This is a genomic window from Photobacterium profundum, assembly GCF_003026285.1.
Taxonomy (GTDB): Bacteria; Pseudomonadota; Gammaproteobacteria; order Enterobacterales; family Vibrionaceae; genus Photobacterium; species Photobacterium profundum.
Map to the genome: position 1 here is coordinate 1,006,853 of NZ_PYOD01000002.1, position 25,505 is coordinate 1,032,357.

A 25,505-nucleotide genomic window follows, 5' to 3' on the forward strand; every position below is an offset into this window, starting at 1 on the left:
CTTTACTCGTTGTTGCTTGGTGTTGATGCCAAAACGGATTGTTCTTGTTGGTAATCACCACCAAGTGCCACGATTAACTGCAATTGATTTTGTAAAATAGCGGATTCAGTATTGGTGGCCTTTACAACCTGTTGGTGCCATTGCATACGGGCACTGTTCATATCAGCAAAGCTTGATAAACCACGCTCGTAACGATTATTTAAAATGTCGTATGCTTGCTGGTAATGGGCAACGGATGATTGTGCGAGTACTTGCTGTTTTTGTGCTTCTTGTAAGCTGACAATGGCATCGGAGGTTTGTTTTACCGCGTTAAGTACTGTTTGATTGTAATTTGTGACAGCTTGATCAAAGTGAATATTGGCTGATGCGTAATTGGCATCGCGCACCCCACCGTCATAAAGCGGTAAGCTCGCTGCAACTGTGGCACCCCCTAAAAATAAGCTGGCAGGGTTCATACTTGAGAGCTTTTGAAATACACCCATTACCATCAAGTTCACGTCTGGATAATATGCCGCTTTGGCTTGTTTAATACCTTGCTCGTTCGCTTCCACCATCCATTTGCTGGCAATAATGTCAGGACGACGACCGAGTAAATTCATCGGTATCGTATCGACTGCTGCCAATTGGTTGATTGCTTGAGCATTCGGTAAGGTTAATTGACCTAACTGATCGGGAGTTTTAGCAAGATACAAAGCGAGTTGGTTTTTTGCTAATTGCTGTTGGGCTTTTGCATCTGATAACTGAGCTGATAAGGTATCTATATCACCTTGGTTTTGAAACGATTCAGCTTCACTGGCTAAACCACGCTTTACTTGCGCGGTAATCACTTTATTTTGATGATTAATTTCGTCTAATAACGTGGTTAAGTTTTGCTCTAGACGATAATTATTCTGTAAAGCAAAGTAACTGCTGGCAATAGATGCCGATATTACTAACCGAGCTTGTGCTTCTTGCGCTTGCAAAGACAGCTTTTGATCACTTGCTGCGGTAATTGTCGCTTCGTTCTTGCCCCAAAAATCAAATTGGTATGAAAAAGAGGGGAGGAGCATACCTATAGCAGAGTAGTCAGCATTTGAGGTATTGAACGATTGCGTATTAGCGCCAATACCACCGCCACTTACATTTAGGTTTAGTTTGGGTTTATCACCAGATTCAGCAAGAGCCACTTGCTGAGAGGCCAAAGCAATGCGCTGTTTGGCTTGTTGTAATGTAAGGTTATTTGTAAGCCCTAGTTGGATTAGCTGTGTGAGCTGTTGATCACCAAATTGATTCCACCATTGACGATGAATAGCTTGAATATCATGACTTTTTAGTTGAATTTGTTCATTTGTTAACATCGATTGATGTTGCGGTTCTTCTGGGGGAATCATGCTACATCCAGAAAGTACCGATAGGGATAATAATATCGGAATGGATGCATTTTTATGAAAACGGTTCATCGTCTGTCCTAATCTGTTTTATAGGGCAAAGTATAAATATGATCCAATTGTTGATATATACGTCATAAAGGAAAAGACTGTTGCAGACAAAAAACAATAAGATTGGTTTCGATCTGAATACCCTTGAGATGTTTGCGCGAGTAGTCGAGTGCCATAGCTTCACACAAGCTGCGGCAGAGTTAGAGATAACGAAATCAACGATTAGCCGAAAAATCGCAGAGTTAGAAAAACATTTAGGGGCTCGACTATTAACACGATCAACGCGAACCTTGGTGCTAACGAAAGAGGGCGAAACGTTTTACCAATCTTGTACCCATATCATAGAGCTTATTGAGCAAACTGAATTGGAAGTTATGGCAAGCCATGATCTGATTCGCGGGCCATTGAACATTGTTATGCCTGTAGAGGTAGGGAATGGGTTATTAGGACGGTGCATGAAAGAATTCATGAAATTACATCCTCAAGTAACTATCCATTTGGAACTATCTAATAGAAAAGTTGATCTGATTGCTGAAGGTATTGATTTAAAAGTACAAGTCGGAGAGCTGGATGAGTCGTCGTTAATTGCCCGAACATTCCACTATTCGACGCGAATTCTTGTAGCTAGTCCCGAATATTTAGCAGAATACGGAACTCCACAATTACTTAGCGATTTAAAAGCGCCTCATCAGCAAATTAAAAATAGTAGTTCAGTACGAACAGCAGATAAAAACGTATTAGCTGGATTGCCTTACCGCTTCAATGTGAACACGATAAATTCATCATTGGAAGCTTGTTTAGATGGTTTTGGTATTACTTTTATGCCTGAGTTTATTTGTAAAGAACACATAGTGACAGGACGTCTAGTACACGTTTTACCTGATGTATATTCGGCCCAGATCCCCATTAGTTTTGTTTATCCCGAGAGAAAGTTGATTTCAAAGCGGTTGAGAGAATTTATTGACTTTTCCATTATGCGTTTTGAACAAGAGATAACGTTACGAAAAGTAAATGAAATTTAGATCTCATTATGTACAGCGTGTGCTACGTGTTTAGAGGCGGTTTATAGCCATGCAGTGTGATCTTGGTCATCTTTTACAGTGCTATGCAAATGAAGGTGAAATTGATAATGAAGCGATTGGTAAAACTATTGGTTGTTCTATTTAGCTTGTCTCTCACTGCTTGCGCTAATAACGGCAGCTCCTCTTCATATAATGCGAACTACTACACTGGGTCGTGGTGGTATGACGATTACTACTATTACTGGGCCGATAACTATCCTTGGTGCTGTGATTCTGATGATAAGTGGGATGAAGTACTTAATAGCTGGTGGAATAATCTAGACGAAGATAAACAGCAACAAGTAAAAGATAACGTGGCAAATTGGAAAGAGAATGGTGAGAAACCAGATTTAACAACATTGAAATCTGATTTCAAAACACATTGGAGCAGCCTACCAGAAGAAAAGCGCAACAAGGTACTTGATTCACGAGAAAAGCATTTGAATGATCCATCGACAGCCAAAGACCGCCTCGAAAGTGTAGATAAAGATAAAGTTGCTCAGAAGGTTAATGATAGTGATAAATTGAGAGCTAACCTAAATGCTGATCATCGTTCCCAATTTCAGTCTCGTATGGGAAGCGCACCAGTAATGATGCGTGGACGTTTAGGTGGTGGTTTTAGGCATTAAAGAATGCCATTCCTACAGACATTTCCCTTGAATTAAACACGCTGAGAACACTCTGAATTCTGCATCTTGAGGTGATTTGGGTATAAATGGACATCAGATTCTGCTGTGCTAGGTAGATTATATGGTGTAGAACGGGATTATTACGTTATTTCACTTTTATTAATCAGAGATATAAAGGTGAAAATGCTTAATAAAGAGGCGAACAGTAAGACCCTTATGTTTTCAGGTTCTTTATGGTGTTTTTTTAAGTCTCTGTTATATAGGTATTTCCGTAGGCGCGTATCAGAATATGTGTGCTTTTTTTGATTTTTTGCCACATAAAAAACAAAAAAGACTACCCAAATCCTTTTAGGATGCTATTATTCTTTCCGGCTGTAATTCAGACCTATTTATATGCAATATTATGTTTTAGAAAACCTTTGCTGCACTGCTTTTCAAGTATGTTGTTTTTGAAGATTTCACTCATAAGTTATCATCACATAAATAATTCTATTCTGGCTAAAACCGCATTATTGCGAATTATTTCGAAAATTTAGGAGACTATCATGTCTAACACAACTGGTATCGTTAAGTGGTTCAACGAAGAGAAAGGTTTCGGTTTCATTACTCAAGATAACGGCGGCGCTGACGTATTCGTTCACTTCCGTGCTATCGCTTCTGAAGGCTTCAAAACTCTTGCTGAAGGTCAAAAAGTTTCTTTTGACGTTGAACAAGGCCAGAAAGGTCCTCAAGCTGCTAACGTAGTTGCTCTTTAATTTAGAGTCTATGTAACAGTATAAAATGTCGGCTTAGCCGGCATTTTTTTTATCTGCTATTTGTATACCCACTTTTATACCAAATCCTTTCTGTGTGTTTAATCACCGATCATCCGTGGTTGCTAAATACGTTCAATTTGTTGATTTATATATAAAAAAATAGTTATGTGAAAACTTTAATATGCACTTAGTCACATTTGTGGGATGTTCGGTAAATAAAGCTACCCAACCGTATATTCTGTGGTAATATGTGTCTCGGCCTGTAATTCAGACCTTATTTATATGCAACATTATGTTTTAGAAAAGCTTCGCTGTACCGATTTACCCAGTAAGTTGTCATGAAGGTTTCCACTCATAAGTTTCGTTCACATAGATAATTCTTTTTTCGGCTACAAACGCATTTTTGCGAATTATTTTATTGAAAATTTTGGAGACTATTATGTCTAACACAACTGGTATCGTTAAGTGGTTCAACGAAGAGAAAGGTTTCGGTTTCATTACTCAAGATAACGGCGGCGCTGACGTATTCGTTCACTTCCGTGCTATCGCTTCTGAAGGCTTCAAAACTCTTGCTGAAGGTCAAAAAGTTTCTTTTGACGTTGAACAAGGCCAGAAAGGTCCTCAAGCTGCTAACGTAGTTGCTCTTTAATTTAGAGTCTATGTAACAGTATAAAAATGTCGGCTTAGCCGGCATTTTTTTTATCTAAAATTCAAAATTAACGTTATTTTGAATCACCCATCATTTTCCTTCATGTTTGTAATGATTCCTATCAATTTGAGTCATAACCTTCTATTTTGTACACTGTACCTAACAAAACGCGCTGAGATCACCCTTAATTCTGCACCTTGAGGTTACTGGGTATAATCGTATTGCGGAGGGGATATGACAAACAATACAGATATCTTGCTATCAATTAATCAGTTAGGTTCTGGGCTTGAAACTAAAAGCGGTATGTTACTGACTAAAACCGTTAAGTCTGGCGAACACCTTGCCATATCTGGATCATCAGGATGTGGAAAAACGAGCTTATTAATGGTCTTAGCTGGGCTGAAAGAACCCAATAGTGGAAGTTTTTTCTGGCAGGGACAATCCGTCTTGGTCGACAGACTCACTTGGTGGCGACAACAATTTTGCTATTTGCCACAGCAGCCTGTTATGGGGGCTGAAACCATTAGCCAAGTACTGCGGTTACCTTGGACACTAAATGCGATAAGAAACGTGCCTTCTCCTTCTTCTGAAACATCACTATTGAGTCAAGACGCCGCAACTGAACCAAGTGATCAAGCTTGTATTCATGCTTTGCGACAAGTAGGGCTGAAACAATCATTAGACACTGATGTTAATTTACTTTCTGGTGGTGAAAAGCAACGTATTGCTATCGCCCGTGCTGTATTAATGCAGCGACCATTGTGGTTATTAGATGAGCCAACATCAGCATTAGATGGCACAAGTCGTGACACTATCATTGAATTGCTAGCCAAACTTGCCCCTACTCGAATATCTGTATCACATGACCCTGTGTGGTTGGCATCGAGTGATCACCTGTATCATATGGAATCAAATAATGGATAGTGTGGCCAATATTCAGAATGTCGCCTTAGCTGCATTCTACCTGTTGCTATTATTGCCCTTATTTTTATTTCATCGTTGGCAGCTAGGCTTAACACGTGCTGTTGTTGAAGCGGTATTAAGAATGACGTTACAACTTGCTATTGTTGGCATGTATTTACAAACGTTATTTACTTGGCAAAACCCAACGTTGAATATTATTTGGCTGTCTATCATGGCGTTTGTTGCCAGTTATAGTATTTGCCGAAGAGCAGAAGTTAATCTGCGGAAAGTATTTCCAGCAGTATTGCTAGGGCAGGGGGTCGCATTATTGGTTGTCTTACCGGCTATGTTAGCGGGAGTGATCCAAGCTGAACCTTGGTGGCAAGCGCAATATATGATTCCAGTGGCAGGAATGTTATTAGGTAATTGCTTAACTGCCAACGTATTAGCGTTGGAACGCTGGCATAGTAGCTTACGAGATAAACAAAATGAGTATCAATTTTATCTTACTTTAGGGGCGCCTAACCCGGTTCAACCTTTTATTCGTACGGCTGTAAAAGCAGCGCTTGCGCCTCAACTCGCATCGATGACAACATTGGGAATTGTGAGTTTGCCAGGCATGATGACAGGGCAAATTCTTGGTGGAACAGAACCACTGCTTGCTGTGAAATATCAGCTTGTCATTATGGTGGCGATTTTCATTGCCGGTGTATTATCGGTAACAACTTGTTTAGCGCTTGTGAGCCGTTATGCTTTCAACCGTTACGGGCAATTGATGATATAGAGGTTGAATGCAGAGACTGCATTGATGCCATAATATTTGCCAATTTTTCAATTTTGAGATTAGAAAGTTGGCGATAATCAAAGTAAGGACACACTACCACTCTATGCTCTTCATTTATGGCAAATTCGTGATCAAGCCAAGTGAGTGAGACTGTTAATTTACCTTCGCTAACGAGCCGTTTAGCATACGTTCGTCCCATAATGATATGGAAAGATTGTTGAGCATGCTTTTCTGGTGAAAATGGTTCAGATGATGGAGGCAATTCAGGTTGTGGAGATAAAGCTGGTGGTGAGAACAGCAATGCCGTATCGCTATTTGTTTGAAGCAATAATTGGTCACGATAATCTTGCCAGCACGACGTAGACTCGACAAGGTTAAATAGCCTTGTATCTAACGTGAAAAGTAATTTGGCGTAAACGTTAAAAACTTTCCTCCAGCCATTGCCACAGGCTTCCCCAATAGCGGTAACCTCACCGGGCATTACTGGGGTTATCTCAGTTAATGATTGGTAGTTCATCATGGCTGGAGTATTTTCTATGTACACTGCAATCTGACATTCTGGGCACCCAAGACCAATACGCTGTTTCATCGAAACTCCTTGTTACATTTAATTGCTCTTAATCTAGTCTGAACCAGAGCGTTTTATAGTAGTTATAACTAGCCGTTTTTAATAGATTCTTAGCAAAGAATGGAACTTATTCGCTATGTTTTTGTCCAATTCTGTCGATCTCATAACACGGCACTGACTTTGGCATGACACTTGCCGAAGGTTCAAATGTACCATGTTCATAATAAAAATTACTTATGAGCATTTTATGAAATTATTAATTTCTATTTTCTTGATGATGTCATTCGCGATTCCTTCGTACGCTTGGGCAGATAAGGGACATGGCAAAGGGCACGGTAAAGGGCATAAAAAGCACCATCACCATAATACTGTTGTGGTCGTAAAGCCGAAATATAAGAAGAAAAAACATCATCATCATCACAATACTGTTGTGGTCGTTCAGCCGCCACGTAATCGCTATTATCACCGTTCTCGTTTACCTGAGATTGCAACTTTTGCAGTGATTGCTGGTGTCTCTTACGCTATTGTTGATAACGTTTTTTATAAGAAATCGGGTGACCGATATGATTATGTAGACAGTCCACGTCGTTAATATGATATTCAGAGATGTATAAAGTAGGCATTAGACATGTACGTTTGATGCCTATTTTTTCCCTTCCTTCTTATTTATTCCACCTCCAATCTCATCATTTTTCATCGTATGTTCTACAAAGGCTATAAATGGGCGCTTGCTCACAAACAGAATAATGCACTGCTTTTTAGCTGCTGAATACATCATTACATTCTCTATGTGATGATTTTTAGTTGTTAATTATTAGTGGTTTACGGTTTTATTGGTGAACCCATCTAGTTTTACGCTAGTGTAGATGCTTAATTTGAAGTGTTAATCTGATTTAATGTGAAATAGTGGTTTATAATTTCGTATTATTTGTTTTAATCGAAATTTAAATTGTCTTTACTTGGCTTTTGCAGTTTTTTGTTTAATTCTAATTGTAATCGAATTGTTACAAAGTGGCGGCGCCGAATAACATTCTTAAGCGTTAAACAGAATGTTGGTTTTTGCTAGGGATTTAAGCAAGCATTAGGACAAGATGATATGAATTCTACGCTAGATCGTACTCTACAACTGACTCAATTAAGTGGACAGGCTGTAAAAGAACTTTCTCCATCATTCGACCAATTACCCAAAACTGATCACGCTGATGGTGAATATCGATTACGTCGTTATTCAATTGTGAGAGTAAGTAATGGCAAAGTTCAAGCTATGCCTAAACGTCGCTTTATGCAGTCTGATGAGGTTAATACCTTTCAAGGAAATGTTTGCCGAAGCTTTGAACCATTAGATGAAAGCATGCTTGGTAGCGCCGGTATGTTTGAGATGTGTGAAGTCTTTAAAAATGCCAACGTACTGTCTGATGAGCAAGAGATCGAGATTCATCAAATTCGTATTGCTGCAATCAATGATGAAACACAAGTTGCACCAGAAGGTGTTCATCAAGATGGGTTTAATCATATTGCCGTGATTGGTATTGACCGTCATAACATTGAAGGTGGCGAATTCATGGTTTATCGAGATAAAACAGATATCCCATTTTTAAGCATGGCGTTACAACAGGGCGAAGTTGCCATTCTGGCGGATAACCAACTATGGCATAACGCTCGTCCAATTAAAGCGGTAAAGCAAGATGAGCAAGGCTATCTTGATTTATTTGTACTGACTGCAAAGGAGGCTACTCATGCTCTTCACGCCTAGTGCTGTTCGCCCTGCCTTTCCTGCCTTACATCAAACTGTCAATAATAAGCCCGTTTACTTTTTTGACGGTCCTGGCGGATCACAAGTTCCTCAGTCTGTTTTAGATGCAATGGTAGGGTATCTTGGACACTACAACTCTAACTTGGGTGGTTCTTTTTTCTCAAGTTCAGTAACCGTATCTTTGATGCAAGAAGCGAGAATATCGGCTCAAGCATTATTAGGTGCAGCGTCACCCAACAATATTGTGTTTGGCGCAAATATGACCTCACTTACCTTCCAATTAAGTCGTGCGATTAGTCGCGATTGGCAAGTAGGTGATGAGGTGATCGTTACAGCATTAGATCACTATTCAAATGTGTCTAGCTGGCAACAAGCCGCAGAAGACAAAGGTGTAATTGTTCACCAAGTACGGGTGAACGAAGATGATTGCACATTAGATTATGATCATTTTGAATCTTTGCTTAGCGATAAAACCCGTTTGGTTGCCGTAACGTATGCCTCGAATACGAGCGGCTCTTTAGTGGATGTGAAGCGATTAATCGATGCTGCACACGCTGTTGACGCGCAAGTTTATGTTGATGCGGTTCACTATGCGCCACATGCCCTAGTGGACGTACAAGATCTTGATTGTGATTATTTAGTGTGTTCAGCCTATAAGTTCTTTGGTCCGCATGTGGGGATTGCTTACATTGCTCCCCAGTGGTTACAGACATTACAACCTTATAAAGTTGAACCTGCGACAGATGAAGGTCCCGGACGGTTTGAAACGGGCACACAAAGTTTTGAGGCGTTAGCTGGATTCGTTGCTGCGGTGGATTATCTTGCACAGTGGGGCGATCAAGATGCATCGTTACGTCAACGCTTATTAACGAGTTTTGTTCAATATCAAGAGCATGAAAAAGCCCTTAGTCATCATTTTTTAAGCAAACTTGCAGAGTTTGGTAACGTTAGTCTCTACGGAATTAATAGCCCGCACCAGTTAAGTGAGCGCACACCAACCTTTGCTATACGAATTGATGATGTAATGCCATCAGATGTTGCGGCACATCTTGGGCAAAATAACATGTGTGTGTGGAATGGTCATTTCTACGCTCAAGGGTTATGTAAACAGTTAGGTGTGATGGATAACGGTGGTGTTATTCGCATTGGTTTAATGCACTACAACACGATCGATGAAATTGATTCACTATTTACTGAGTTAGCGCCATTTCTAATAAAAAAGAAGTAACGTTTATAAAGATAAACATAAAAACAATAAGATATAAATAGATTCAAACGATGTCACAGGCTTGAAATTTATAGGTATTGATAAATCATTCACCATAAATTTCTAAAATAACGATAAAGCCCTGCAAGTCTACCTCGTGAAGGTTTACTTCAGGGCTGTTTTGTACCGCTGATGGTTTGGTATTAATTGCCTTATTCGGTGTGTACTCGGTGGATTACTTTGAATTGGGCTGTGCAGCTAAAAAGCTGTCGTATACCCACTGGTAAGATGTATGTTCTCCTAGTACACCACCTAGCTCCATCCCTTTTTCACTTCGCCAATCATGCATGAGTTCAGCTAACACTGCTGCCCAAGTGGTAACTTTTACCCCAGCTTGCGTCATACGCATCATTGCTGCATTACGCACCGTTTCATTCCACGTTCCTGATGCATCAACCACAGCATACACATCGTAACCATCAGCCACGGCAGAAATAGCGGGGAACATCAAACAAACGTCTGTCACTACGCCTGCCATAATGATTTTCTTGCGACCTGTCGCTTCAATAGCACCTTTGAAATCAGTGTTATCCCATGCGTTGATTTCACCTGAACGCTCTATCACATTATTACCTAATAGTTCGAGAATATCGGGCATGATCGGACCGTTTGGCCCTTGCGGCATGCTTGCAGTGATCACCGAAGGCAAATCTAAGGTCTTAGCCATGCTGCACAAACCACGAATGTTGGCTTTCGTTAAATGTACATCTTGGTCACGACAGCTGAGAAGCAAACCGGTTTGATGATCGATCATCGCAATCACGGCATTACCTGGGGTTAGGCGCTCAGCGAAAACAGATTTGTTTTGTGTGTTCATGGTGACTCTCCTTGATGATTGATATATATGCTTTCTTTATAAAATCTAATGTTTACTATGCCGTTGTTGCTTGAATCACAATTAGCTGCACTATGTCTTGTGCTTCAATTTGTAAGTAATCTCCGCGCAATAAATCGCCGTCTTGTACGATTTCACCATTAGCGGTTGCTGTGCCTTTGGTTAAGTACGCTAAATATGTACTGTCGAGAGAGAGCTGTTCGCCAGCTCGTAATACCGCAACACTGATCTGTGTTTTGGCAGGGAAAGTGTCGGCAGTTGTTGAACCACCATAAATACGGCTGAGTGTGCCATCTTCAGGTTGATACACTTTATAGTCTGCTGCTTGACCACTAGTTTCAGGTAGTACCCAAAGCTGCACCATGCGGTTCCATGCTGTATCTGGGTTAATTTCATTGTGTGAGAAACCTTCACCACCAGCTCGTTGTACCTGCACATCATGAGTATTTAAATCTTGTCCGTGTCCCAATGAACCTTTATGGGCGATACGGCCTTCAACCATGACTGAAATAACATCGACTTCGTGGTGGCTGTGCATGTGGGTTTCACCGTGCGGTGCAAAGCGAGCATCAGCAAGGTAGACAAAGTTGCCGAGCCCCGGCCAGCTGCCATCGTTGTTAGCTGTTGGTCCGAAAGCAAAGGGGGCTTTCACCATACGATGCTCACGCACACCTGCAAATCCACCTTGGTTTAATGTGTCACGTCGTAAAATTTCCATGGCTAACTTCCTCTCTGCTCGTTGTTGTGTTGCCGTTGATTAGAAGCATAGATTGTTCTTTAATTTTGATAAATGGTGTAATCTGGGAATTACTGTTCTAAAAATGGAACAATTGGAGTGTTAGATGCAGGATTTGAACGACATGGTTATTTTTGCACGCGTGGTACAAGCGGGAGGCTTCACTGCTGCTGCAGAGATACTGGCGTTACCTAAATCGAATGTGAGTCGGCGGGTAGCTCGGCTAGAAAGTGATTTGGGTGTGCGGCTGCTAGAACGTACAACGCGCAAAATTCATGTAACAGAAATTGGTGAAATCTATTTCCATCATTGTTTACGGATTATTGAAGAGTCCGAACATGCAGATCTTTCAGTGCAATCTATGGTGGCTGAGCCTCGTGGTATTTTGCGGGTGAGTGCATCTGTGACGACAGGGCAGCAATTATTGGCTCCACTATTACCATCGTTCATGGCACAGTTCCCGAATATTGAGTTGCAATTAGAGTTGACTAACCGTCGGATAGATTTGATTGAAGAGGGGTTGGATGTTGCGATTCGTGTGGGGTTGTTGGAAGATTCACGTTTGGTCTCGAGAAAGCTAGGGGTAAGCCAGCACCACTTGTATGCGAGCCAAACATATCTTGATCAGCAAGCACTGCTTACTGAGCCTGAACAACTTTGCTCTCACCGCGTATTATTGATGAGCGATCAGGCTGGCGCAAAAAAGCATGTTGTGGTACTGAATAAGAATGAACAAACACAACAGATTAGTGTTCAACCTTTGTGTACGGCAAATGACTTTCATAGTTTGCATCAGTTCGCCAAGCAAGGCATGGGTATAGCCGTATTACCACACTATATGTGCCATGATCCTGACGATAAACTCGTGCGGGTTTTACCTGCATGGTCATGTCCGTCATTAGATTTTCATGCGATTTACCCAAGCCATCGTGGTGCAACGCCTAAGTTACGGGTATTCCTCGATTTTATGAAAATAGCGTTTGCTAATCGGTTACAATAATATCGTGATAACACTAGTACTTGATTTGTTTTAAAAATGTCAAAAAATCACACCATTAGTCTGCTCACGGTATAAAATTAACGGTAAGATGATTGAGAATATTATGTTGAAAGATACATAGACTCTATAAATAGAAAAATAAATGGTGAGTAGCAAATGTTAAAATATATTGTATTGGCGTTAATTGGCTTTGGTATTTATATTGGTGTGAATTATCAAGAGCAATTTTCTGATCTAACAAATTCCCGGTCATTCGAAGATGTTCAAGATGTCTATGAAGATGTTAAAGATCAAGCGATGGATGATTTTAGTACCATTTCTGACAAGGTAGAAGACCTCCAGAATTAATAGTAAACCTCGCTTGTAACTTGGGCTTGGATTCAAGCAAAAAGGTCGAGTCTTTGAAAAGTGACTCGACCTTTTTTGTATTATCTGAGCTATACGGTATTTATACGCACCGTATTGTAAGGGATTAATTCTGTAGTTTAGTGGCTAGCTACAATGTAGAAGTAGTAAATCATTGATGCCGCGATAACATAAACAGACCAATGGTCCTCTTTATACCGGCCTGTCGCGAGTTTTAGGAATGCGTACACTAACATTGCAGCGGCAATACCATTGCCCGCATTAAAGCTAAATATACTCATGGCGACACAAACGAACGCAGGTAGGTATTCAGTAATGTCGTCGTAGTTTACTTTCTTCATTGAACCCATCATCGAAATACCAATGTACATCAGAACGGGGGCCGTTGCAGCAGTAGGAATCATGCCCGCAAGTGGTGCTAAAAAGAGCGTTAAGGCAAAGCAGCCTGCCGTTACAATGGCAGTGAAGCCTGTACGACCGCCAGCTTCAACACCCGCAGAACTTTCTACATAAGTGGTTAAAACTGGACATGAAAACAGTGCGCCAAATGTTGTTGCACAAGAATCAACATGGAAGTTTTTCTCTATGCCCGGCAGATTTCCGTCTTTATCTAAATATCCCGCTTGTGAACCTACACCTAGAAGCGTGCCCAGCGTCGAGAAGAAATCAGGAATAAAAAAAGCAAGTAAAAACGGCAAATATGCAGGACTTAGTGCACCCATAACATCAAGCTGGAGAAACATACTATCGATAGAGCCTGGCATGCTAAAAAAGCTATCTGGAATGCTGGTAATACCGAGAGGTAAACTAATTAATGTGGTGAGTAAGATAGCGATAATAATGCCACCCTGTATTTTTCGCGCCACAAAAAAGAGCACTAAGAAAAAACCGAGCATGGCGACTAACGTATTCGTTGCTGCTAAATCACCAAAGATGAGCACATTCTTCTTTGGATCCGCAATAATAACGCCAGCTTGTTTAAAGCCCAATAATGCGATAAATAAGCCAATTCCCACCCCAACAGATACTTTCACACTATGAGGAATAATACGCACAATAAAGTCTCTAACTCCTAGAAACGATACCAGCATAAAGAGCACGCCACTGATAAAGACAATCCCAGATGCAATACTTAACGGTACATCGTTACCCAGTAGAGTGAATGAGAATATTGCAACACTACCTAAACCTGGACCAAGCACAAACGGTCGGTTGGTGTATATACCCATAGCAACGGTTGTTAATACCGTCATTAGTACTGTAATTGTTAACGCTGTATCAAAGGGTAAGCCACCTTTACTTAGCATGCCCGGAACAACTGCAACCATGTAAGCCATAGTCGCAAAGGTAGTGAATCCGCCTATGACTTCATTTTTTAAATTAGTTTTATTTCCTTGAAAGTCGAACCATTTGGCTAGACTAAAAGTCGATTTCTTTACGACAGTTTCCATGGTATTCCCTCTGCACGTCGTGTTTATTATGCTGTTTTATGTTGGGTTTTAATCTTCAGAGCGGTTAATACTGACTGTGAAAATTAACGTCGGTATTGAATTAAGTGCTCTTGAGGGATAACGGGCTCTGTGGTCAGTTTCGCCCGTAAACTATCAAACATTTCTGACCATGAAATCCGCCATTGCTGCTTTTGTTGTTCTGTTATCCAGCTTGCGTCAATGCTGTTAAGCATCATTACGCGCAGGCTATCAAGGTCAAAACCGAAGTCTTCAACCATTACACGGTAGCAATTGGCGCTGGTGGTATTGTGAATATGCCAATCATCAGTGCAAGGAATGATATTCAATCCCGCTTTTGCCATGGCACGAATAGGGTGTTTTTGACACCAATCTTTATGCTCTGGCCATTGTTTGAAGTAATAGGTATTTGAGGGAATAACAGTAAACGGAACGCCTTTTTGAGCGTATTTTTCTGTTAACTCTGGATTGTCGATGATGGTGTAACCGTGGTCGATACGTTCAATATTTATCAGCTCAATGCCCGTTTCAACATTTCGCCAATGTAAGCCAAATTCAGAGCAATGGGCTGTAAGTCGGTAATGGTGTTGCTCTGCCAAGCGATACGCTTTCCAAAATTTTTCGACTGAAGCATTGTGCTCTTTATAGTCGATACCAATGCCTAGTATATAGGGGTGAGGGTAGGCAATCATGTCGTTAACCATGTCGATTGCTGCCTCTGGTGATTTCTCGCGGTTAATCGAAGGGATTAAACGTATAACCAGTCCCATGGTGTGCTCAACATGTTCTATGGCTTCTGCGAGTGCATCTGTCACTGTTTGGTAATTCATGTTGGCATATTCTGAAGGCAAGTCGCTCGGGTTCCAGAATGTCTCGATGTATTTTACGCCGCAAGCATGAGCATCTTCTGCTACTTCAACTAATACCTGAAAGTAATCTTCCGGCGCTCGCATTAAGCTATACAGCAAGGTTAACGCTTCAATACCACCTTTCATTTTTCCGGTTTCTTCTTGATGTGCGCGGTAATAGCACTTGGCATCTATTTCTGATAATTCAACATTGTATTTGTCAGCCAATGCCAGCATGGTGTTGAGTCGAACCCCGCCTAATAGATGGTAATGCAGATCTGCCTTAGGGAATTGATGATAAAAATCTGAAAGAGTGAGCGATTCTTGCTGCATTTTGAACCTTTTGAAATTGAGCGCAATCGTTTGCCTTTGGTGTGAGTATCTATCGATAATTCCCTTCTGTGAAATGCAAATTTTGATATGTCAGTGCCGAAATGGCACTAAGGTTGGAGGTTAGAGCTGAAATCGTATTACTAATGACAAAGAACTCGTTGATTTAACTGCCATTCTACGTGCTCTGTTAGGGCGTATCCCATGGTGTTGTTAGCTGCCAATGCGTAAGAAGTTGCTCTTTCAATGTCTCCCATACTGTTTCGGCATCATTATGTAGCGGGGAACCATTACGGTATAAGCGGATTTGGTAGGGAATACGATATTGTTTGGGATCAATCGCAACGAGCTGACCATTGGTCAGTTCTTGCTGAATGAGTGTATCGGGCAGCCAAGCAATGCCTTTGCCTCGTAGTGCCATTTCTTTGTGTAATTGGCACATGGACGATTCAAATACAGGGTAGGTATTTAACGTTGTGAGTTCTGGCTGTTTTTGTTCGATTAGTCGAGCGCTGTACGACTCAGAGCTATAGCGTAAAATCGGTACGCTCTCAGTTTGGGGGGCGAATTTAGCTTTCCCTTGTGAATCAGTAACAGATACCAATAAGAAATCACCTTGCCCTAGGCACAAGTTTTTAAACGGGGGCTGCAGCAGAGAAAGAATTTCAAAACCCAGTAAAAAATCACAGTCACCTTCACTAAGCGATTGCACAGCATAGTCTACACGTAAAATATCGACTGAAAATTGAGCGCTAATTTCACTCTCTTCTAAGTGATGAATAAGATCTAACAATGTTGGCGATGAAAGCGAATGGGGCGTCGCAATTCTAATAGGGTTAAGTAATGGCTTCTCGATACCATTTAGTAACTTTAAACCGTCTTCCATTTGAGAAACGATGTTTCGGGCAATAGTGCGGAACTGGCGTCCTGCTGGTGTTAGGCTAATAGGTGTTGTTGAGCGATTAATTAAGGTTTGCCCTACTGCCTTTTCGAGTGCGCGAATGTGCCGACCAAATGCAGGCTGGGTGATATGACGCGCTTCAGCAGCGCGAGAGAAATGCTGCATCTCTGCTAACTGTAGAAAGTCTTCCAGCCATTTAGTATCTAAACTCATCGTTTTATCTCTAATGTAGGTATAAAGATTATAAAGAAACAAAAAAAAGCGGCAACCTAATGGTTACCGCTTTTCATGTCTATTACGTTGCTAAATATGTTTATTACGCAACGTGAGGTGATGCCACTTTCGCTTCAGCAGCTTTACAAGCAGCGGCTGTGAAAAGAACATCTGTTGAGCTGTTTAGTGCTGTTTCAGCAGAATCCTGAATAACACCAATGATAAAGCCAACAGCAACAACTTGCATCGCCACTTCGTTTGGAATACCAAACAAGCTACATGCTAGTGGGATAAGTAGTAGAGAGCCACCTGCCACACCTGATGCGCCACAAGCAGAAACGGCTGCTACAACACTTAATAGTACCGCTGTTGCGATATCAACTTCCACGCCCATAGTATGAACAGCAGCAAGCGTTAGCACTGTAATCGTAATTGCAGCGCCTGCCATGTTGATGGTTGCACCTAGTGGGATAGATACAGAGTATGTATCTTCATGTAGGTCTAAATCTTTACACAGTTGCATGTTTACTGGGATGTTTGCAGCAGAGCTACGTGTGAAGAAGGCAGTAATACCACTTTCACGAATGCAGCGGAAAACCAGTGGGTATGGGTTTTCTTTTGTTTTGAAGTAAACAATCGCAGGGTTAACCACTAAAGCAATAACAGCCATAGAGCCAAGCAGTACGGCAAGTAAGTGTGCATAGCCAGCTAGTGCAGCAAAACCTGTTTCAGCAAATGTGTTAGCAACCAGACCGAAAATACCGATTGGTGCTAAGCGAATAACAAAACGAACAATCAATGTTACGCCGTTAGACATGTCGTGGAACACTTGCTTCGTTGCATCACTTGCTTGGTGCAGTGCAAAACCTAGTGCGATAGCCCATGCAAGAATACCAATGAAGTTTCCTGACATTAGTGCATTTACAGGGTTATCAACGATTTTGAATAAAAGCGTGTTAAGAACTTCAGCAATACCTTCGGGAGGTGATGCTGTCGCGTTGCCAGCAACTAGCGTTAAAGTGGTTGGGAAAAGGAAGCTCATTACTACTGCTGTTAATGCAGCCATTAGTGTACCGAATAGGTACAGCATAATGATTGGCTTCATGTTCGTGTGGGCACCTTTCTTTTGGTTTGCAATAGAAGAGGCAACAAGAATGAAGACCAGAATAGGTGCTACAGCTTTAAGTGCACTAACAAATAAACCACCAAGGAAACCAACACTGATTGCTGATTCTGGTGCTACAGACGCAAGGAGAATACCTGCGACGATACCAACGATAATTTGGATAACCAAACTTCCGCTAGCGACTCGGGCTAAAAATGGTTGTGTTTGACTCATAATATATCCTGCATATTTTATATTTATATATCGGAGCGTTTTATTTCGCTCTCAGGCCAATTTTTAACAGGATCTGCGATAGATTACCAGCTATCTTTTTAGAAACTTTTGCATTACAAGCTTTTAACCTTATTTGTTGTGATGTAGGTAACCAATGGGTTTTAAATGGGATGGATGACTTTCTTGAGGCGTTATTTCAATGACGATTGTTAAAAAAGCTCATGTTTTTGCATGAGCTTCTAAAGGTGGAATCCTATCATTCGTTTGAATGATTATTCAGGGTTTTGTTGGGACAAGCTCTTCCAATGCCGAAGATTGTAATGATTGAGCAGAGTGGTTGCGTGCTTGTTGTAATAAAGACAGCAGTATTGCGTTATTCCATACGGCGCTGTTATTACCTTTTTGGCTGTGTTTACTATAAATAGCAGCCATCATATTCGCGACTTCTTGATCCATCTGGGTAATTAAATCATCAGGTAAAGAATGTTTAGCCCACTGTTGATAATAGGTTTGTACTTTTAATGCATTATTCACAGTAACCGCTTGTACTAACCGACTGTAATTATCTGATGATATGGCTGTATTCTTAGCTGATGCGCTAGCAGCTGGCGCTACGTTTTTTCTCGCACGTAGCCAAAGCAGTAGTGTAATGACCCATAAGCTGGCAAAAATAGCAGTTAGCCAAGGCCACCAACCTGAATTGGTAACCACAGTTATTTCAGTTGGCTTTGTTTCTTTTGTGGGTTGGCTATCAGGTAATGTAGGCACCATAGGTGTACTGATCGTATTCGTGTTATCACCCGGTAATACCGTTAATGCAAGTCCGTTCACTTTACTGGTCTCTTGGGTGCCTGTAATCGTATTCCACCAGTTGATTGACAGTGCAGGTAGAATGAGCGAACCATCTTTTCGCGGAATAATAACTTGTTTTATTGTCATGCTAGTGAAGCCATTGTTACTGCTGTATACCGGCTTTTCATCATACATTCTGACTGAACTAGGGTAGGTTAATGCTAAGTTTGGCATACTGCTTTGGGCGGTATTTTTAATGTGTAACGTGATAACACGTGTAATTGGTTCACCCACATGAACGTTATTTAATTGCGATGACCCCTGTTGTGGCTGCCATTGTTGCTCAATTTTTAGCTCTGGGGTTGGTAACCACAAGCCTTGATAATCATCTGGCTTGCCTTTGATATTCAATGTGATGTCTTTTGCTTTTTTATCAACAGGCACACTTAATGTTGAACCAAAACCACGGCTGCCTTTTACAACACTTCCTTTAAATTGTGCACCCTCTAACGTAATGGCACCTGCTTTAGTTGCACTAATTTGGTAATAGCGAGTAATCACTATGTATCGGCGTCCGTTAAGCACTGTTTCTGCTTGTCTATCATCACCATCTTGCACAATATCTAGGCCGTCACCAAAGGGTGCAACTAAAGCTGCTTGATCCATTTGCTCTCCGATTCGAATTTGAACCCGATAGCGTAAACTTTCACCCACGTATAGCTGATTTTTATCTATTTCAGTGTCTACCTTAATGTCGGGCTCTGTCGATTTGGTGGCAGGGTTTGCGTTACTGCTTTTTAAGGACGTAATGGTAATGGGTTCAGTGGTGGAGCTGCCAATTCGAAAACTCGGTATAGTAAATTCACCAATTTCTTTGGTTGCTATAGCCACCTTCCATTCTGTATTACGTGAAACCACACCATTATTGAATGAATTCATACTACTGACATTAGGGCGTCCGTAGGAGAAATCTTTTTCAAGTGGTGACAAATCCAGAGAGTTAGTGTTTATATTGGCATCGACAGAGACAACTAATTGAAAGACTTCGTTCACACCCACAATATTTTTAGACACAGTTGCTACTGCTTGTGCGGCTGAAGCGGTAGTTGGTAGTGAGCCGATAATGAATAGCAACGCCCCTAAAAGGGATATACAAGGGCGCTTTAACTGAAAATAACGTTTCATCATTTTGTTCATTGTTTTTATCACCATGAATTTTCGGTAGCTGTAGGTGCTTGCTTTTGTCTTGCTTGCAGTAGCAGTTGAGCACGAATAAGCCCGCTCGTATTGTCGGGTACTTGTTCTAGCTTCTTTAGCACAGGATTGCTGGCTGACAAGGGGCTAGCATTACTATTTTCTGGGCTGTTTTTTATGTCGTTACTGCCTGCGGGCACAGCTTTTATCTTTTTGTCGGCATCATTTTTCTTGTTGTCTTGTGGTGAAGCTTGTTGCTGAGCAATTTTATCTTCGTCACTTGGTTCATTGCTATCGGTTTCATTGGCTTGTTGATTTTGGCTTGGTGAGTTATTAGCGCTAGCATCTTGATCACTTTGTTTTTCGTTTTGTTGCTGACTATCTTGTGGTTGGTTCTGCTGTGGGTCATTTTTTTCACCATCAGCGCTCGATTGTTGGTCTTTCCCTTTTTGCTGCTTCTCTTGATCAGCGTTTTGCTGATCTTTATTTGGTTGACCGTTTTTTTGTTGATCTGAGCTCTCTTGCTTTTGATCGTTATCTTGCTGAGAGTCAGATTGTTCTGATGGTGATTGCTGATTATTGCTGTCATCAGATTTATCTTGTTTTGAGTCAGACTGTTGATCCTTTTGTTCCGACTTGTTTTTATCAGCATTGTTCTTATCTGATTTGTTTTGCTCCGATTTTTGTTGTTGCTGCTCTTGTGCTTTTTTCACTATTTCAAGATTCTTTTTTGCATCAGTGTTATTAGGATCATCTTTTAAGATTGATTCATAGATAGCTTCTGATTCCTCAAGTTTCCCTGTTTGTGCGTAAGCATTCGCTAAGTTATAACGCGATCTTTGATCGGCTAATGGCTTTAAAGTTTCAATGGCTTTTTCGTAGTCGCCTGACTTGTATTCAGCAATCCCTTTCCAAGCGGGTGAATTAAAGTTTCTTGCGGCTTCTGCAAAGTTACCTTGTTCATAAAGTTGATAACCGCGCAGATTACTGTTTACCCAAGGGGAAGCATTGGCATTGTCGATTGGCATTAATACGAACATTGCAGCAATCACTACACCACGTCGAAATCCAAGTAATGCGAATAAAACCAGTGGAAGTAATAGCCAAAACCCGTTGTTTACACGCTCTTCTAATTCTTTGGTTTTATCTAAATTGGCTTGTTCTCGCGGTTTAGCCGTTAATGCAACAATGGTGTCGACATCACGGTTATTGGCTTGAGATAACTGCAAATTTCCTCCTGTGCTCTTTACCAGTGGTAGTAGGGTGTCAACCTCTACACGGGCAATAACAGGGTTACCATTGCTGTTACTTAACAATGTGCCATCAGGTTGTTTGATGGGGGCGCCTTGCTGTGTACCTATGGCTAATATTGATAAGCGGTAATCCTGATCTTTGACTAAGGCCATGGTTTGATCGGATTCTTGCTGGGTCATACCATCGGTAATAATAATGATGTCGCCAGCTTGATGCCCCGCTTGTTTTAATAGTGAAATCGCTTCTTGCACACCCGCTGCCGCATTGCTGCCTTGAATTGGCATGATCTCTGGCGATAAATTTGGGATCAAATTCTTTAAGGTGCTACTGTCTTCGGTGAGTGGGCTAACCACATAGCCATCAGCAGCGTATGCGACGAGACCAGTGCTACCTTCTTTCCAGCCTGGCAACATATCTAATGCCTTAAATCGTGCCTGTGTTAAGCGGTTTGGAGCAATATCTGTTGCGTACATTGATCTCGACATGTCCATCACCAATACTCGCGCACCAGAAAGGCTGTAAGCGGGTAGGGTATTTTTTTCCCAACTTGGTCCTGTTAATGCGAGTACTGATAGTAACCAACCCAACGCTAAGATAACGAAAGGTGTGTTTTTCACCTTGCCTCGTTCAAGCCCTAAATGCTTGGCAAGGTGCGGTGCAATCAATCCTGAATGGTGTGCTTTACCCTTTAACCAAGGCAATATTAGCCCTAAAGGAATAAGAGCGAAGAACCAATACGGATGAAGAAATGTGAAATTAGCCACGACGTTTCCTCATAAAAGCAATGATAACGGAGAGCATCAATGCGATGGCTAATGGATAGCGGAACAGTTCGTCACGTGGACGCCATGTTTGCTGTGCAGTGTTTATCGGTTCCAGTTGGTCGATAAGCTGATAGATGTGTTCAAGTTCTTGTGGGTTGCGTGCTCGGAAGTATTGTCCCCCAGTCATATCTGCAATCTTGGTTAGCATTCTTTCATCAAGGTCTTGTGAAGGGTTCACTTTACGATTGCCAAAGAAACTTTTTTGAATCATTTCTTCAGCGCCAACCCCGACGGTATAAATGGTGACATTACTTTCTGCTGCAAGTTTTGCCGCTTCTAATGGCTCAATAACACCGGCGGTATTTGCGCCATCACTGAGTAAGATAATCACCCGCTGTGGTGCTTCACTGTTGATGAAGGTTTTGGTGGCAATGCCAAGGCCTTCACCGATGGCGGTGCTTTGCCCTATTAACCCTAATACTGTACGTTCGAGCTGTTGTTTAACGGTATTGCGGTCGAAGGTGAGGGGGGTTTGCAAGTAAGCGTGCTGGGCAAATAAAACTAAACCTAAACGGTCACCTTTACGTTGCTCAATAAATTCAGCCAGTACATCTTTAACGGCTGCTAGACGATCAATGCTTTCACCACTTTGGGTTATCATATCTTCGATCGACATCGATCCTGATAGATCGACAGCCAGTAGCATATCGCGATGATCTGGCTGTACTTCGATAGGATCGCCATACCAAACAGGACGGGCTAACGCACCGACTAAGCATACCCAGAGTAAAGACATCATCACTTTGCGCCAAATACTATTCGGCTGCTGTTGTCCTATGCCTTCAGGCAATTTGGGTAAGGTTATTGCTGCGGGTTTCATTACCGGTTTACTAAATCGATAAACCAGCCAAGCGAGGGGTAATAGTGCCCAAGCCCAAATCCATATGAATTCAAACATCTTGTTGCTCCTGCTTAGAAGCCGAGGTGTTATCGACAGAAGCATTATCTGTTACGTGTTTATTTGGCTTTGGCGGCAATGCGCAGGTGATCCAGCTTGATGCGAGCTTTTTACATTGCATTAATTCGTCTTCACTAAGGCCATTGGGAGAGAAAAGACCTTGTTGCCAAATATCCGAATAGGCTAAAAAACCTTGTTGCTTCGGTGGCAATTGTTGATCAAGAAAAGATAGCCAGCGTTGACCTGTTAACCCTGCAACTTGTTGGCGAGGAAAATAGCTAAGGGCTGCTTTACGCAGCAGTTCATTAATATCACCCAGTTGGGTTGTTTGTGCCATTGCTTTGAGCTGTTGTTTTGCTTCGTGCTGAGCTTGTTTGGATGCACGATGCTGTTTGATCTTTCTGAATAACAATCTAGAAAGATAAGAAAGCGCAATTACGCCAATAATAATACATAGCCACCATCCCCAAGCGAGTGGCCAAGAACCCGGTATATCTTGAAGATGTACATCGGCAAGTGGCAGCGGAGTGGTGGCTTTATTCATTGGTATTGTTGGATCAGCCATGGTGAATGCGTTGACCTCCTAACTGTTGAAGTAAAGGTGTAGCTGCTGATAAGGAATGCAAGGGTATCGCTAAGGTTTGCGCCATGTCTTTAATGAAAAGTTGATGAGTTAGATATTGTTCACTCAGTTTCTCTTTAGTTTTTTTCGCCGAAAAGTCGAGCCACAATGATTGCTTATTATCTGTGACACTTTCATAACCTGTAAAACTAGTTTGTCCTTGCTCTAAAGGATCATGAATTTGCACGAATTGAATTCGATTATGATGGCGTAGTTGGCTTAAACGGCGTTTATCACTTAATGCTAACTGGTAAAAATCACTAATGATCACAATCTCACTGCCTTTCGGACATAGGTGATGGAGATGTTTTAATGCACCTGAAAAAGGCACTGAATAGCTGTTCCCGCTAGTTTGTTGTTGCTGACTAGATTGTTCACTAGATGAAGAAGGTATGTGTACTTTGTGTGCTTCAATTAAAGCATTAATAACCCGCAATGGTCCTTGTTGGCGTGCCGTCGGCTTACATTCTGTTAATCGCTTACCGTCATAGATAATTGCGCCAATACGATCTTTTTCTCGTACCGCTAACCAGCTAAGTAAACTAGCAAAATGTGCCGCTTGTACTGATTTTAATAATAATTGTGAACCGAACTTCATGCTGTCACTAATATCAATTAATAACATCACGGGTTGTTCGCGCTCTTCGGTAAATAGTTTGGTATGGGTTTTACCTGTCCGTGCGGTTACACGCCAATCAATGGCGCGAATATCATCACCCGCTTGATATGGACGAACTTCTGAAAAGTTCATCCCTCGTCCTTTTTGACGGCTTATGTGTTGACCGTTTAACTGAGACCAAACACTTTGCGCTGGTGGAAGCCAGCGCACAGCTTGGTTTTTGTATTGCAGTAATTCAGCCAGACACAAATTCACACCATCGCTATGCGAAGGGAGAGTTGGTGCTATCTGTGATTCTGTCATGCGCAAGCAACCTGCTCGATCAAGTGGCTTACAATTGAATCAGCTGCAATGCCTTCTGCTTGTGCTTCATAGCTCAATAACAATCGGTGACGAAGTACCGGATAAGCCATTTTTTGTACATCTTCTGGCGTGACAAAATCACGACCGTTCAACCATGCATGGGCGCGTGCACAGCGGTCGAGAGCTAATGTTGCTCGTGGGCTAACTCCCATTTGTAACCAGTTGGCTAATTGGTCGCTGTAACGCTCTGGCTGGCGTGTTGCCATGGTTAAGCGAATAATATAACGCTCAACATCCTCTGCCATATGAATGCTTAATACTGCTTTACGTGCAGCAAAAATGGATTCTTGTGTAATGTGTACCGGATCTGCTTTCTCAATACCCAGTGCTTCACCGCGATTAAGGCGAAGAATTTCTAATTCGCTGGCTTCATCGGGGTAGTTCACATTCAACTGTAACAAGAAGCGATCCAGTTGCGCTTCAGGTAACGGATAGGTGCCTTCCTGTTCAATTGGGTTTTGTGTTGCCATCACTAAGAACAGCTCAGGTAATGGGTATGTTTTTCGTCCCGTAGTTATTTGTTTTTCAGCCATTGCTTCTAACATCGCGGCTTGTACTTTCGCAGGCGCGCGGTTGATTTCATCGGCTAGTAATAATGAATTGAAAATAGGACCCGGCTGAAAGGTAAATTCAGCGGTCTCTGGACGAAATATATCAGTTCCCGTTAAGTCTGCTGGTAATAGATCAGGGGTGAACTGTACACGGTGAAAACTACCTTCAATACAGTCAGATAAGATTTTTACAGCGCGTGTTTTCGCTAAACCAGGAGGTCCTTCTACCAAGATATGCCCATCTGCTAATAAGGCAATCAGTAACTGTTTTACAAGATCGGGCTGACCAATGACCTGAGTTTCGAGATAAGTTTTAAGGCGTTGAAATGTAGAGGCTAACATCGAAATATATGTCCTTGAAATACAAACAGTCAAACAGAAATGATGAAATTTAAGACTTAAAAATGACAATAAAGTTCATGAATTTTATCGTTTAAGTCTTTGAATCGTCATACGTGTTCTTATTAGAGGGTAGTGTGAAAGCAAAGGAATTAACATTAATTATTTTTTATTCATAGGCTTATAGATAATCAATGAACAGGCGCGATTAAGGTGATAAAAGAT

General features: G+C 41.5%; 26 protein-coding genes. 11 read left to right on the forward strand and 15 right to left on the reverse strand.

Annotated features, from left to right (window positions below):
* Window positions 1-2 precede the first annotated feature (2 nt).
* Window positions 3-1,439 carry an efflux transporter outer membrane subunit gene (locus tag C9J48_RS09250; protein WP_036802395.1) on the reverse strand — a complete coding sequence of 479 codons (1,437 nt, stop codon included), beginning with the start codon at window positions 1,437-1,439 and terminating at the stop codon, window positions 3-5.
* A gap of 80 nt (window positions 1,440-1,519) precedes the next feature.
* Here C9J48_RS09250 and C9J48_RS09255 point away from each other — a divergent pair, with 80 nt between their 5' ends.
* The 6 genes from C9J48_RS09255 to C9J48_RS09280 all read left to right on the forward strand — a co-directional run bounded on the left by C9J48_RS09255 (window position 1,520) and on the right by C9J48_RS09280 (window position 6,199).
* Entirely contained in the window at window positions 1,520-2,440 is a 921-nt protein-coding gene (locus C9J48_RS09255) for a LysR family transcriptional regulator (RefSeq protein WP_006228432.1), read from the forward strand.
* Between the two features lie 107 nt (window positions 2,441-2,547).
* Window positions 2,548-3,108, forward strand: coding sequence for a hypothetical protein (locus C9J48_RS09260; protein ID WP_006228433.1), 561 nt, complete (start codon window positions 2,548-2,550; stop codon window positions 3,106-3,108).
* Window positions 3,109-3,653: 545 nt separating this feature from the next.
* Window positions 3,654-3,863, forward strand: coding sequence for a transcription antiterminator/RNA stability regulator CspE (gene cspE / locus C9J48_RS09265; RefSeq protein ID WP_006228435.1), 210 nt, complete (start codon window positions 3,654-3,656; stop codon window positions 3,861-3,863).
* A gap of 439 nt (window positions 3,864-4,302) precedes the next feature.
* Window positions 4,303-4,512, forward strand: coding sequence for a transcription antiterminator/RNA stability regulator CspE (gene cspE, locus C9J48_RS09270; RefSeq protein WP_006228435.1), 210 nt, complete (start codon window positions 4,303-4,305; stop codon window positions 4,510-4,512).
* Between the two features lie 234 nt (window positions 4,513-4,746).
* The gene (locus C9J48_RS09275; protein ID WP_006228437.1) at window positions 4,747-5,436 is read left to right on the forward strand and encodes an ABC transporter ATP-binding protein; all 690 of its coding nucleotides are present in this window, start codon (window positions 4,747-4,749) and stop codon (window positions 5,434-5,436) included.
* Window positions 5,429-6,199: an ABC transporter permease gene (locus C9J48_RS09280; RefSeq protein ID WP_006228438.1), complete on the forward strand. Its 771-nt coding sequence runs from the start codon at window positions 5,429-5,431 to the stop codon at window positions 6,197-6,199. Before C9J48_RS09275 ends, C9J48_RS09280 begins: the two co-directional genes overlap by 8 nt.
* On the opposite strand, the gene C9J48_RS09285 is transcribed toward C9J48_RS09280, so the two are convergent.
* Entirely contained in the window at window positions 6,171-6,788 is a 618-nt protein-coding gene (locus C9J48_RS09285) for a DUF6942 family protein (protein ID WP_006228439.1), read from the reverse strand. The genes C9J48_RS09280 and C9J48_RS09285 overlap by 29 nt on opposite strands.
* A gap of 226 nt (window positions 6,789-7,014) precedes the next feature.
* Here C9J48_RS09285 and C9J48_RS09290 point away from each other — a divergent pair, with 226 nt between their 5' ends.
* Window positions 7,015-7,359 carry a hypothetical protein gene (locus C9J48_RS09290; protein WP_242610769.1) on the forward strand — a complete coding sequence of 115 codons (345 nt, stop codon included), beginning with the start codon at window positions 7,015-7,017 and terminating at the stop codon, window positions 7,357-7,359.
* Between the two features lie 51 nt (window positions 7,360-7,410).
* Here the strand turns inward: C9J48_RS09290 and C9J48_RS28220 are convergent, their stop codons facing one another.
* Window positions 7,411-7,545: a hypothetical protein gene (locus C9J48_RS28220; protein ID WP_258191556.1), complete on the reverse strand. Its 135-nt coding sequence runs from the start codon at window positions 7,543-7,545 to the stop codon at window positions 7,411-7,413.
* Window positions 7,546-7,863: 318 nt separating this feature from the next.
* Between C9J48_RS28220 and C9J48_RS09295 the strand changes: the two genes are divergently transcribed.
* Both C9J48_RS09295 and C9J48_RS09300 read left to right on the forward strand, forming a co-directional pair.
* Window positions 7,864-8,520, forward strand: coding sequence for a 2OG-Fe dioxygenase family protein (locus C9J48_RS09295; protein WP_006228443.1), 657 nt, complete (start codon window positions 7,864-7,866; stop codon window positions 8,518-8,520).
* On the forward strand, window positions 8,504-9,748 hold the full coding sequence (locus tag C9J48_RS09300; protein ID WP_006228444.1) for a cysteine desulfurase-like protein: 1,245 nt from the start codon (window positions 8,504-8,506) through the stop codon (window positions 9,746-9,748). The genes C9J48_RS09295 and C9J48_RS09300 overlap by 17 nt, the downstream gene beginning before the upstream one ends.
* A 214-nt stretch (window positions 9,749-9,962) precedes the next feature.
* Here C9J48_RS09300 and C9J48_RS09305 read toward each other — a convergent pair whose 3' ends face one another.
* The gene (locus tag C9J48_RS09305) at window positions 9,963-10,604 is read right to left on the reverse strand and encodes an isochorismatase family protein (RefSeq protein WP_006228445.1); all 642 of its coding nucleotides are present in this window, start codon (window positions 10,602-10,604) and stop codon (window positions 9,963-9,965) included.
* A gap of 55 nt (window positions 10,605-10,659) precedes the next feature.
* The gene (locus C9J48_RS09310) at window positions 10,660-11,340 is read right to left on the reverse strand and encodes a pirin family protein (protein ID WP_006228446.1); all 681 of its coding nucleotides are present in this window, start codon (window positions 11,338-11,340) and stop codon (window positions 10,660-10,662) included.
* 124 nt (window positions 11,341-11,464) lie between these two features.
* Here C9J48_RS09310 and C9J48_RS09315 point away from each other — a divergent pair, with 124 nt between their 5' ends.
* Together C9J48_RS09315 and C9J48_RS09320 are read left to right on the forward strand one after the other, a co-directional pair.
* On the forward strand, window positions 11,465-12,358 hold the full coding sequence (locus C9J48_RS09315; RefSeq protein WP_036802400.1) for a LysR family transcriptional regulator: 894 nt from the start codon (window positions 11,465-11,467) through the stop codon (window positions 12,356-12,358).
* Between the two features lie 156 nt (window positions 12,359-12,514).
* Entirely contained in the window at window positions 12,515-12,706 is a 192-nt protein-coding gene (locus tag C9J48_RS09320) for a hypothetical protein (RefSeq protein ID WP_006228448.1), read from the forward strand.
* Between the two features lie 137 nt (window positions 12,707-12,843).
* On the opposite strand, the gene C9J48_RS09325 is transcribed toward C9J48_RS09320, so the two are convergent.
* The 10 genes from C9J48_RS09325 to C9J48_RS09370 form a co-directional block, all read right to left on the reverse strand.
* Entirely contained in the window at window positions 12,844-14,175 is a 1,332-nt protein-coding gene (locus tag C9J48_RS09325; RefSeq protein WP_006228449.1) for an NCS2 family permease, read from the reverse strand.
* An 83-nt stretch (window positions 14,176-14,258) separates the two neighbouring features.
* Complete coding sequence (locus C9J48_RS09330) at window positions 14,259-15,374, reverse strand: adenosine deaminase family protein (protein ID WP_006228450.1); 1,116 nt, start codon at window positions 15,372-15,374, stop codon at window positions 14,259-14,261.
* 187 nt (window positions 15,375-15,561) lie between these two features.
* Window positions 15,562-16,485, reverse strand: coding sequence for a LysR family transcriptional regulator (locus C9J48_RS09335; RefSeq protein WP_006228451.1), 924 nt, complete (start codon window positions 16,483-16,485; stop codon window positions 15,562-15,564).
* Between the two features lie 103 nt (window positions 16,486-16,588).
* Window positions 16,589-17,824, reverse strand: coding sequence for a serine/threonine transporter SstT (gene sstT, locus C9J48_RS09340; protein ID WP_006228452.1), 1,236 nt, complete (start codon window positions 17,822-17,824; stop codon window positions 16,589-16,591).
* A gap of 276 nt (window positions 17,825-18,100) precedes the next feature.
* Complete coding sequence (locus C9J48_RS09345; protein ID WP_242610770.1) at window positions 18,101-19,813, reverse strand: BatD family protein; 1,713 nt, start codon at window positions 19,811-19,813, stop codon at window positions 18,101-18,103.
* An 8-nt stretch (window positions 19,814-19,821) separates the two neighbouring features.
* On the reverse strand, window positions 19,822-21,828 hold the full coding sequence (locus C9J48_RS09350) for a VWA domain-containing protein (protein WP_006228454.1): 2,007 nt from the start codon (window positions 21,826-21,828) through the stop codon (window positions 19,822-19,824).
* On the reverse strand, window positions 21,821-22,786 hold the full coding sequence (locus C9J48_RS09355) for a vWA domain-containing protein (RefSeq protein WP_006228455.1): 966 nt from the start codon (window positions 22,784-22,786) through the stop codon (window positions 21,821-21,823). Before C9J48_RS09355 ends, C9J48_RS09350 begins: the two co-directional genes overlap by 8 nt.
* Window positions 22,779-23,351 (reverse strand): DUF4381 domain-containing protein, encoded by a 573-nt coding sequence (locus C9J48_RS09360; RefSeq protein WP_006228456.1) that lies wholly within the window; start codon window positions 23,349-23,351, stop codon window positions 22,779-22,781. Before C9J48_RS09360 ends, C9J48_RS09355 begins: the two co-directional genes overlap by 8 nt.
* Complete coding sequence (locus tag C9J48_RS09365) at window positions 23,344-24,330, reverse strand: DUF58 domain-containing protein (RefSeq protein ID WP_006228457.1); 987 nt, start codon at window positions 24,328-24,330, stop codon at window positions 23,344-23,346. Before C9J48_RS09365 ends, C9J48_RS09360 begins: the two co-directional genes overlap by 8 nt.
* Window positions 24,327-25,283, reverse strand: a complete 957-nt coding sequence (locus C9J48_RS09370; protein WP_006228458.1) for an AAA family ATPase — start codon at window positions 25,281-25,283, stop codon at window positions 24,327-24,329. The genes C9J48_RS09365 and C9J48_RS09370 overlap by 4 nt, the downstream gene beginning before the upstream one ends.
* Window positions 25,284-25,505 lie beyond the last annotated feature (222 nt).

Bases quoted from the DNA above. Each gene is read 5' to 3' on its own strand.
- C9J48_RS09250 (WP_036802395.1), bottom strand. From the start codon at position 1,439: ATGAACCGTTTTCATAAAAATGCATCCATTCCGATATTATTATCCCTA.
- C9J48_RS09260 (WP_006228433.1), top strand. From the start codon at position 2,548: ATGAAGCGATTGGTAAAACTATTGGTTGTTCTATTTAGCTTGTCTCTC.
- cspE (WP_006228435.1), top strand. From the start codon at position 3,654: ATGTCTAACACAACTGGTATCGTTAAGTGGTTCAACGAAGAGAAAGGT.
- cspE (WP_006228435.1), top strand. From the start codon at position 4,303: ATGTCTAACACAACTGGTATCGTTAAGTGGTTCAACGAAGAGAAAGGT.
- C9J48_RS09275 (WP_006228437.1), top strand. From the start codon at position 4,747: ATGACAAACAATACAGATATCTTGCTATCAATTAATCAGTTAGGTTCT.
- C9J48_RS09280 (WP_006228438.1), top strand. From the start codon at position 5,429: ATGGATAGTGTGGCCAATATTCAGAATGTCGCCTTAGCTGCATTCTAC.
- C9J48_RS09285 (WP_006228439.1), bottom strand. From the start codon at position 6,788: ATGAAACAGCGTATTGGTCTTGGGTGCCCAGAATGTCAGATTGCAGTG.
- C9J48_RS09290 (WP_242610769.1), top strand. From the start codon at position 7,015: ATGAAATTATTAATTTCTATTTTCTTGATGATGTCATTCGCGATTCCT.
- C9J48_RS28220 (WP_258191556.1), bottom strand. From the start codon at position 7,545: ATGATGTATTCAGCAGCTAAAAAGCAGTGCATTATTCTGTTTGTGAGC.
- C9J48_RS09295 (WP_006228443.1), top strand. From the start codon at position 7,864: ATGAATTCTACGCTAGATCGTACTCTACAACTGACTCAATTAAGTGGA.
- C9J48_RS09300 (WP_006228444.1), top strand. From the start codon at position 8,504: ATGCTCTTCACGCCTAGTGCTGTTCGCCCTGCCTTTCCTGCCTTACAT.
- C9J48_RS09305 (WP_006228445.1), bottom strand. From the start codon at position 10,604: ATGAACACACAAAACAAATCTGTTTTCGCTGAGCGCCTAACCCCAGGT.
- C9J48_RS09310 (WP_006228446.1), bottom strand. From the start codon at position 11,340: ATGGAAATTTTACGACGTGACACATTAAACCAAGGTGGATTTGCAGGT.
- C9J48_RS09315 (WP_036802400.1), top strand. From the start codon at position 11,465: ATGCAGGATTTGAACGACATGGTTATTTTTGCACGCGTGGTACAAGCG.
- C9J48_RS09320 (WP_006228448.1), top strand. From the start codon at position 12,515: ATGTTAAAATATATTGTATTGGCGTTAATTGGCTTTGGTATTTATATT.
- C9J48_RS09325 (WP_006228449.1), bottom strand. From the start codon at position 14,175: ATGGAAACTGTCGTAAAGAAATCGACTTTTAGTCTAGCCAAATGGTTC.
- C9J48_RS09330 (WP_006228450.1), bottom strand. From the start codon at position 15,374: ATGCAGCAAGAATCGCTCACTCTTTCAGATTTTTATCATCAATTCCCT.
- C9J48_RS09335 (WP_006228451.1), bottom strand. From the start codon at position 16,485: ATGAGTTTAGATACTAAATGGCTGGAAGACTTTCTACAGTTAGCAGAG.
- sstT (WP_006228452.1), bottom strand. From the start codon at position 17,824: ATGAGTCAAACACAACCATTTTTAGCCCGAGTCGCTAGCGGAAGTTTG.
- C9J48_RS09345 (WP_242610770.1), bottom strand. From the start codon at position 19,813: ATGAACAAAATGATGAAACGTTATTTTCAGTTAAAGCGCCCTTGTATA.
- C9J48_RS09355 (WP_006228455.1), bottom strand. From the start codon at position 22,786: ATGTTTGAATTCATATGGATTTGGGCTTGGGCACTATTACCCCTCGCT.
- C9J48_RS09360 (WP_006228456.1), bottom strand. From the start codon at position 23,351: ATGGCTGATCCAACAATACCAATGAATAAAGCCACCACTCCGCTGCCA.
- C9J48_RS09365 (WP_006228457.1), bottom strand. From the start codon at position 24,330: ATGACAGAATCACAGATAGCACCAACTCTCCCTTCGCATAGCGATGGT.
- C9J48_RS09370 (WP_006228458.1), bottom strand. From the start codon at position 25,283: ATGTTAGCCTCTACATTTCAACGCCTTAAAACTTATCTCGAAACTCAG.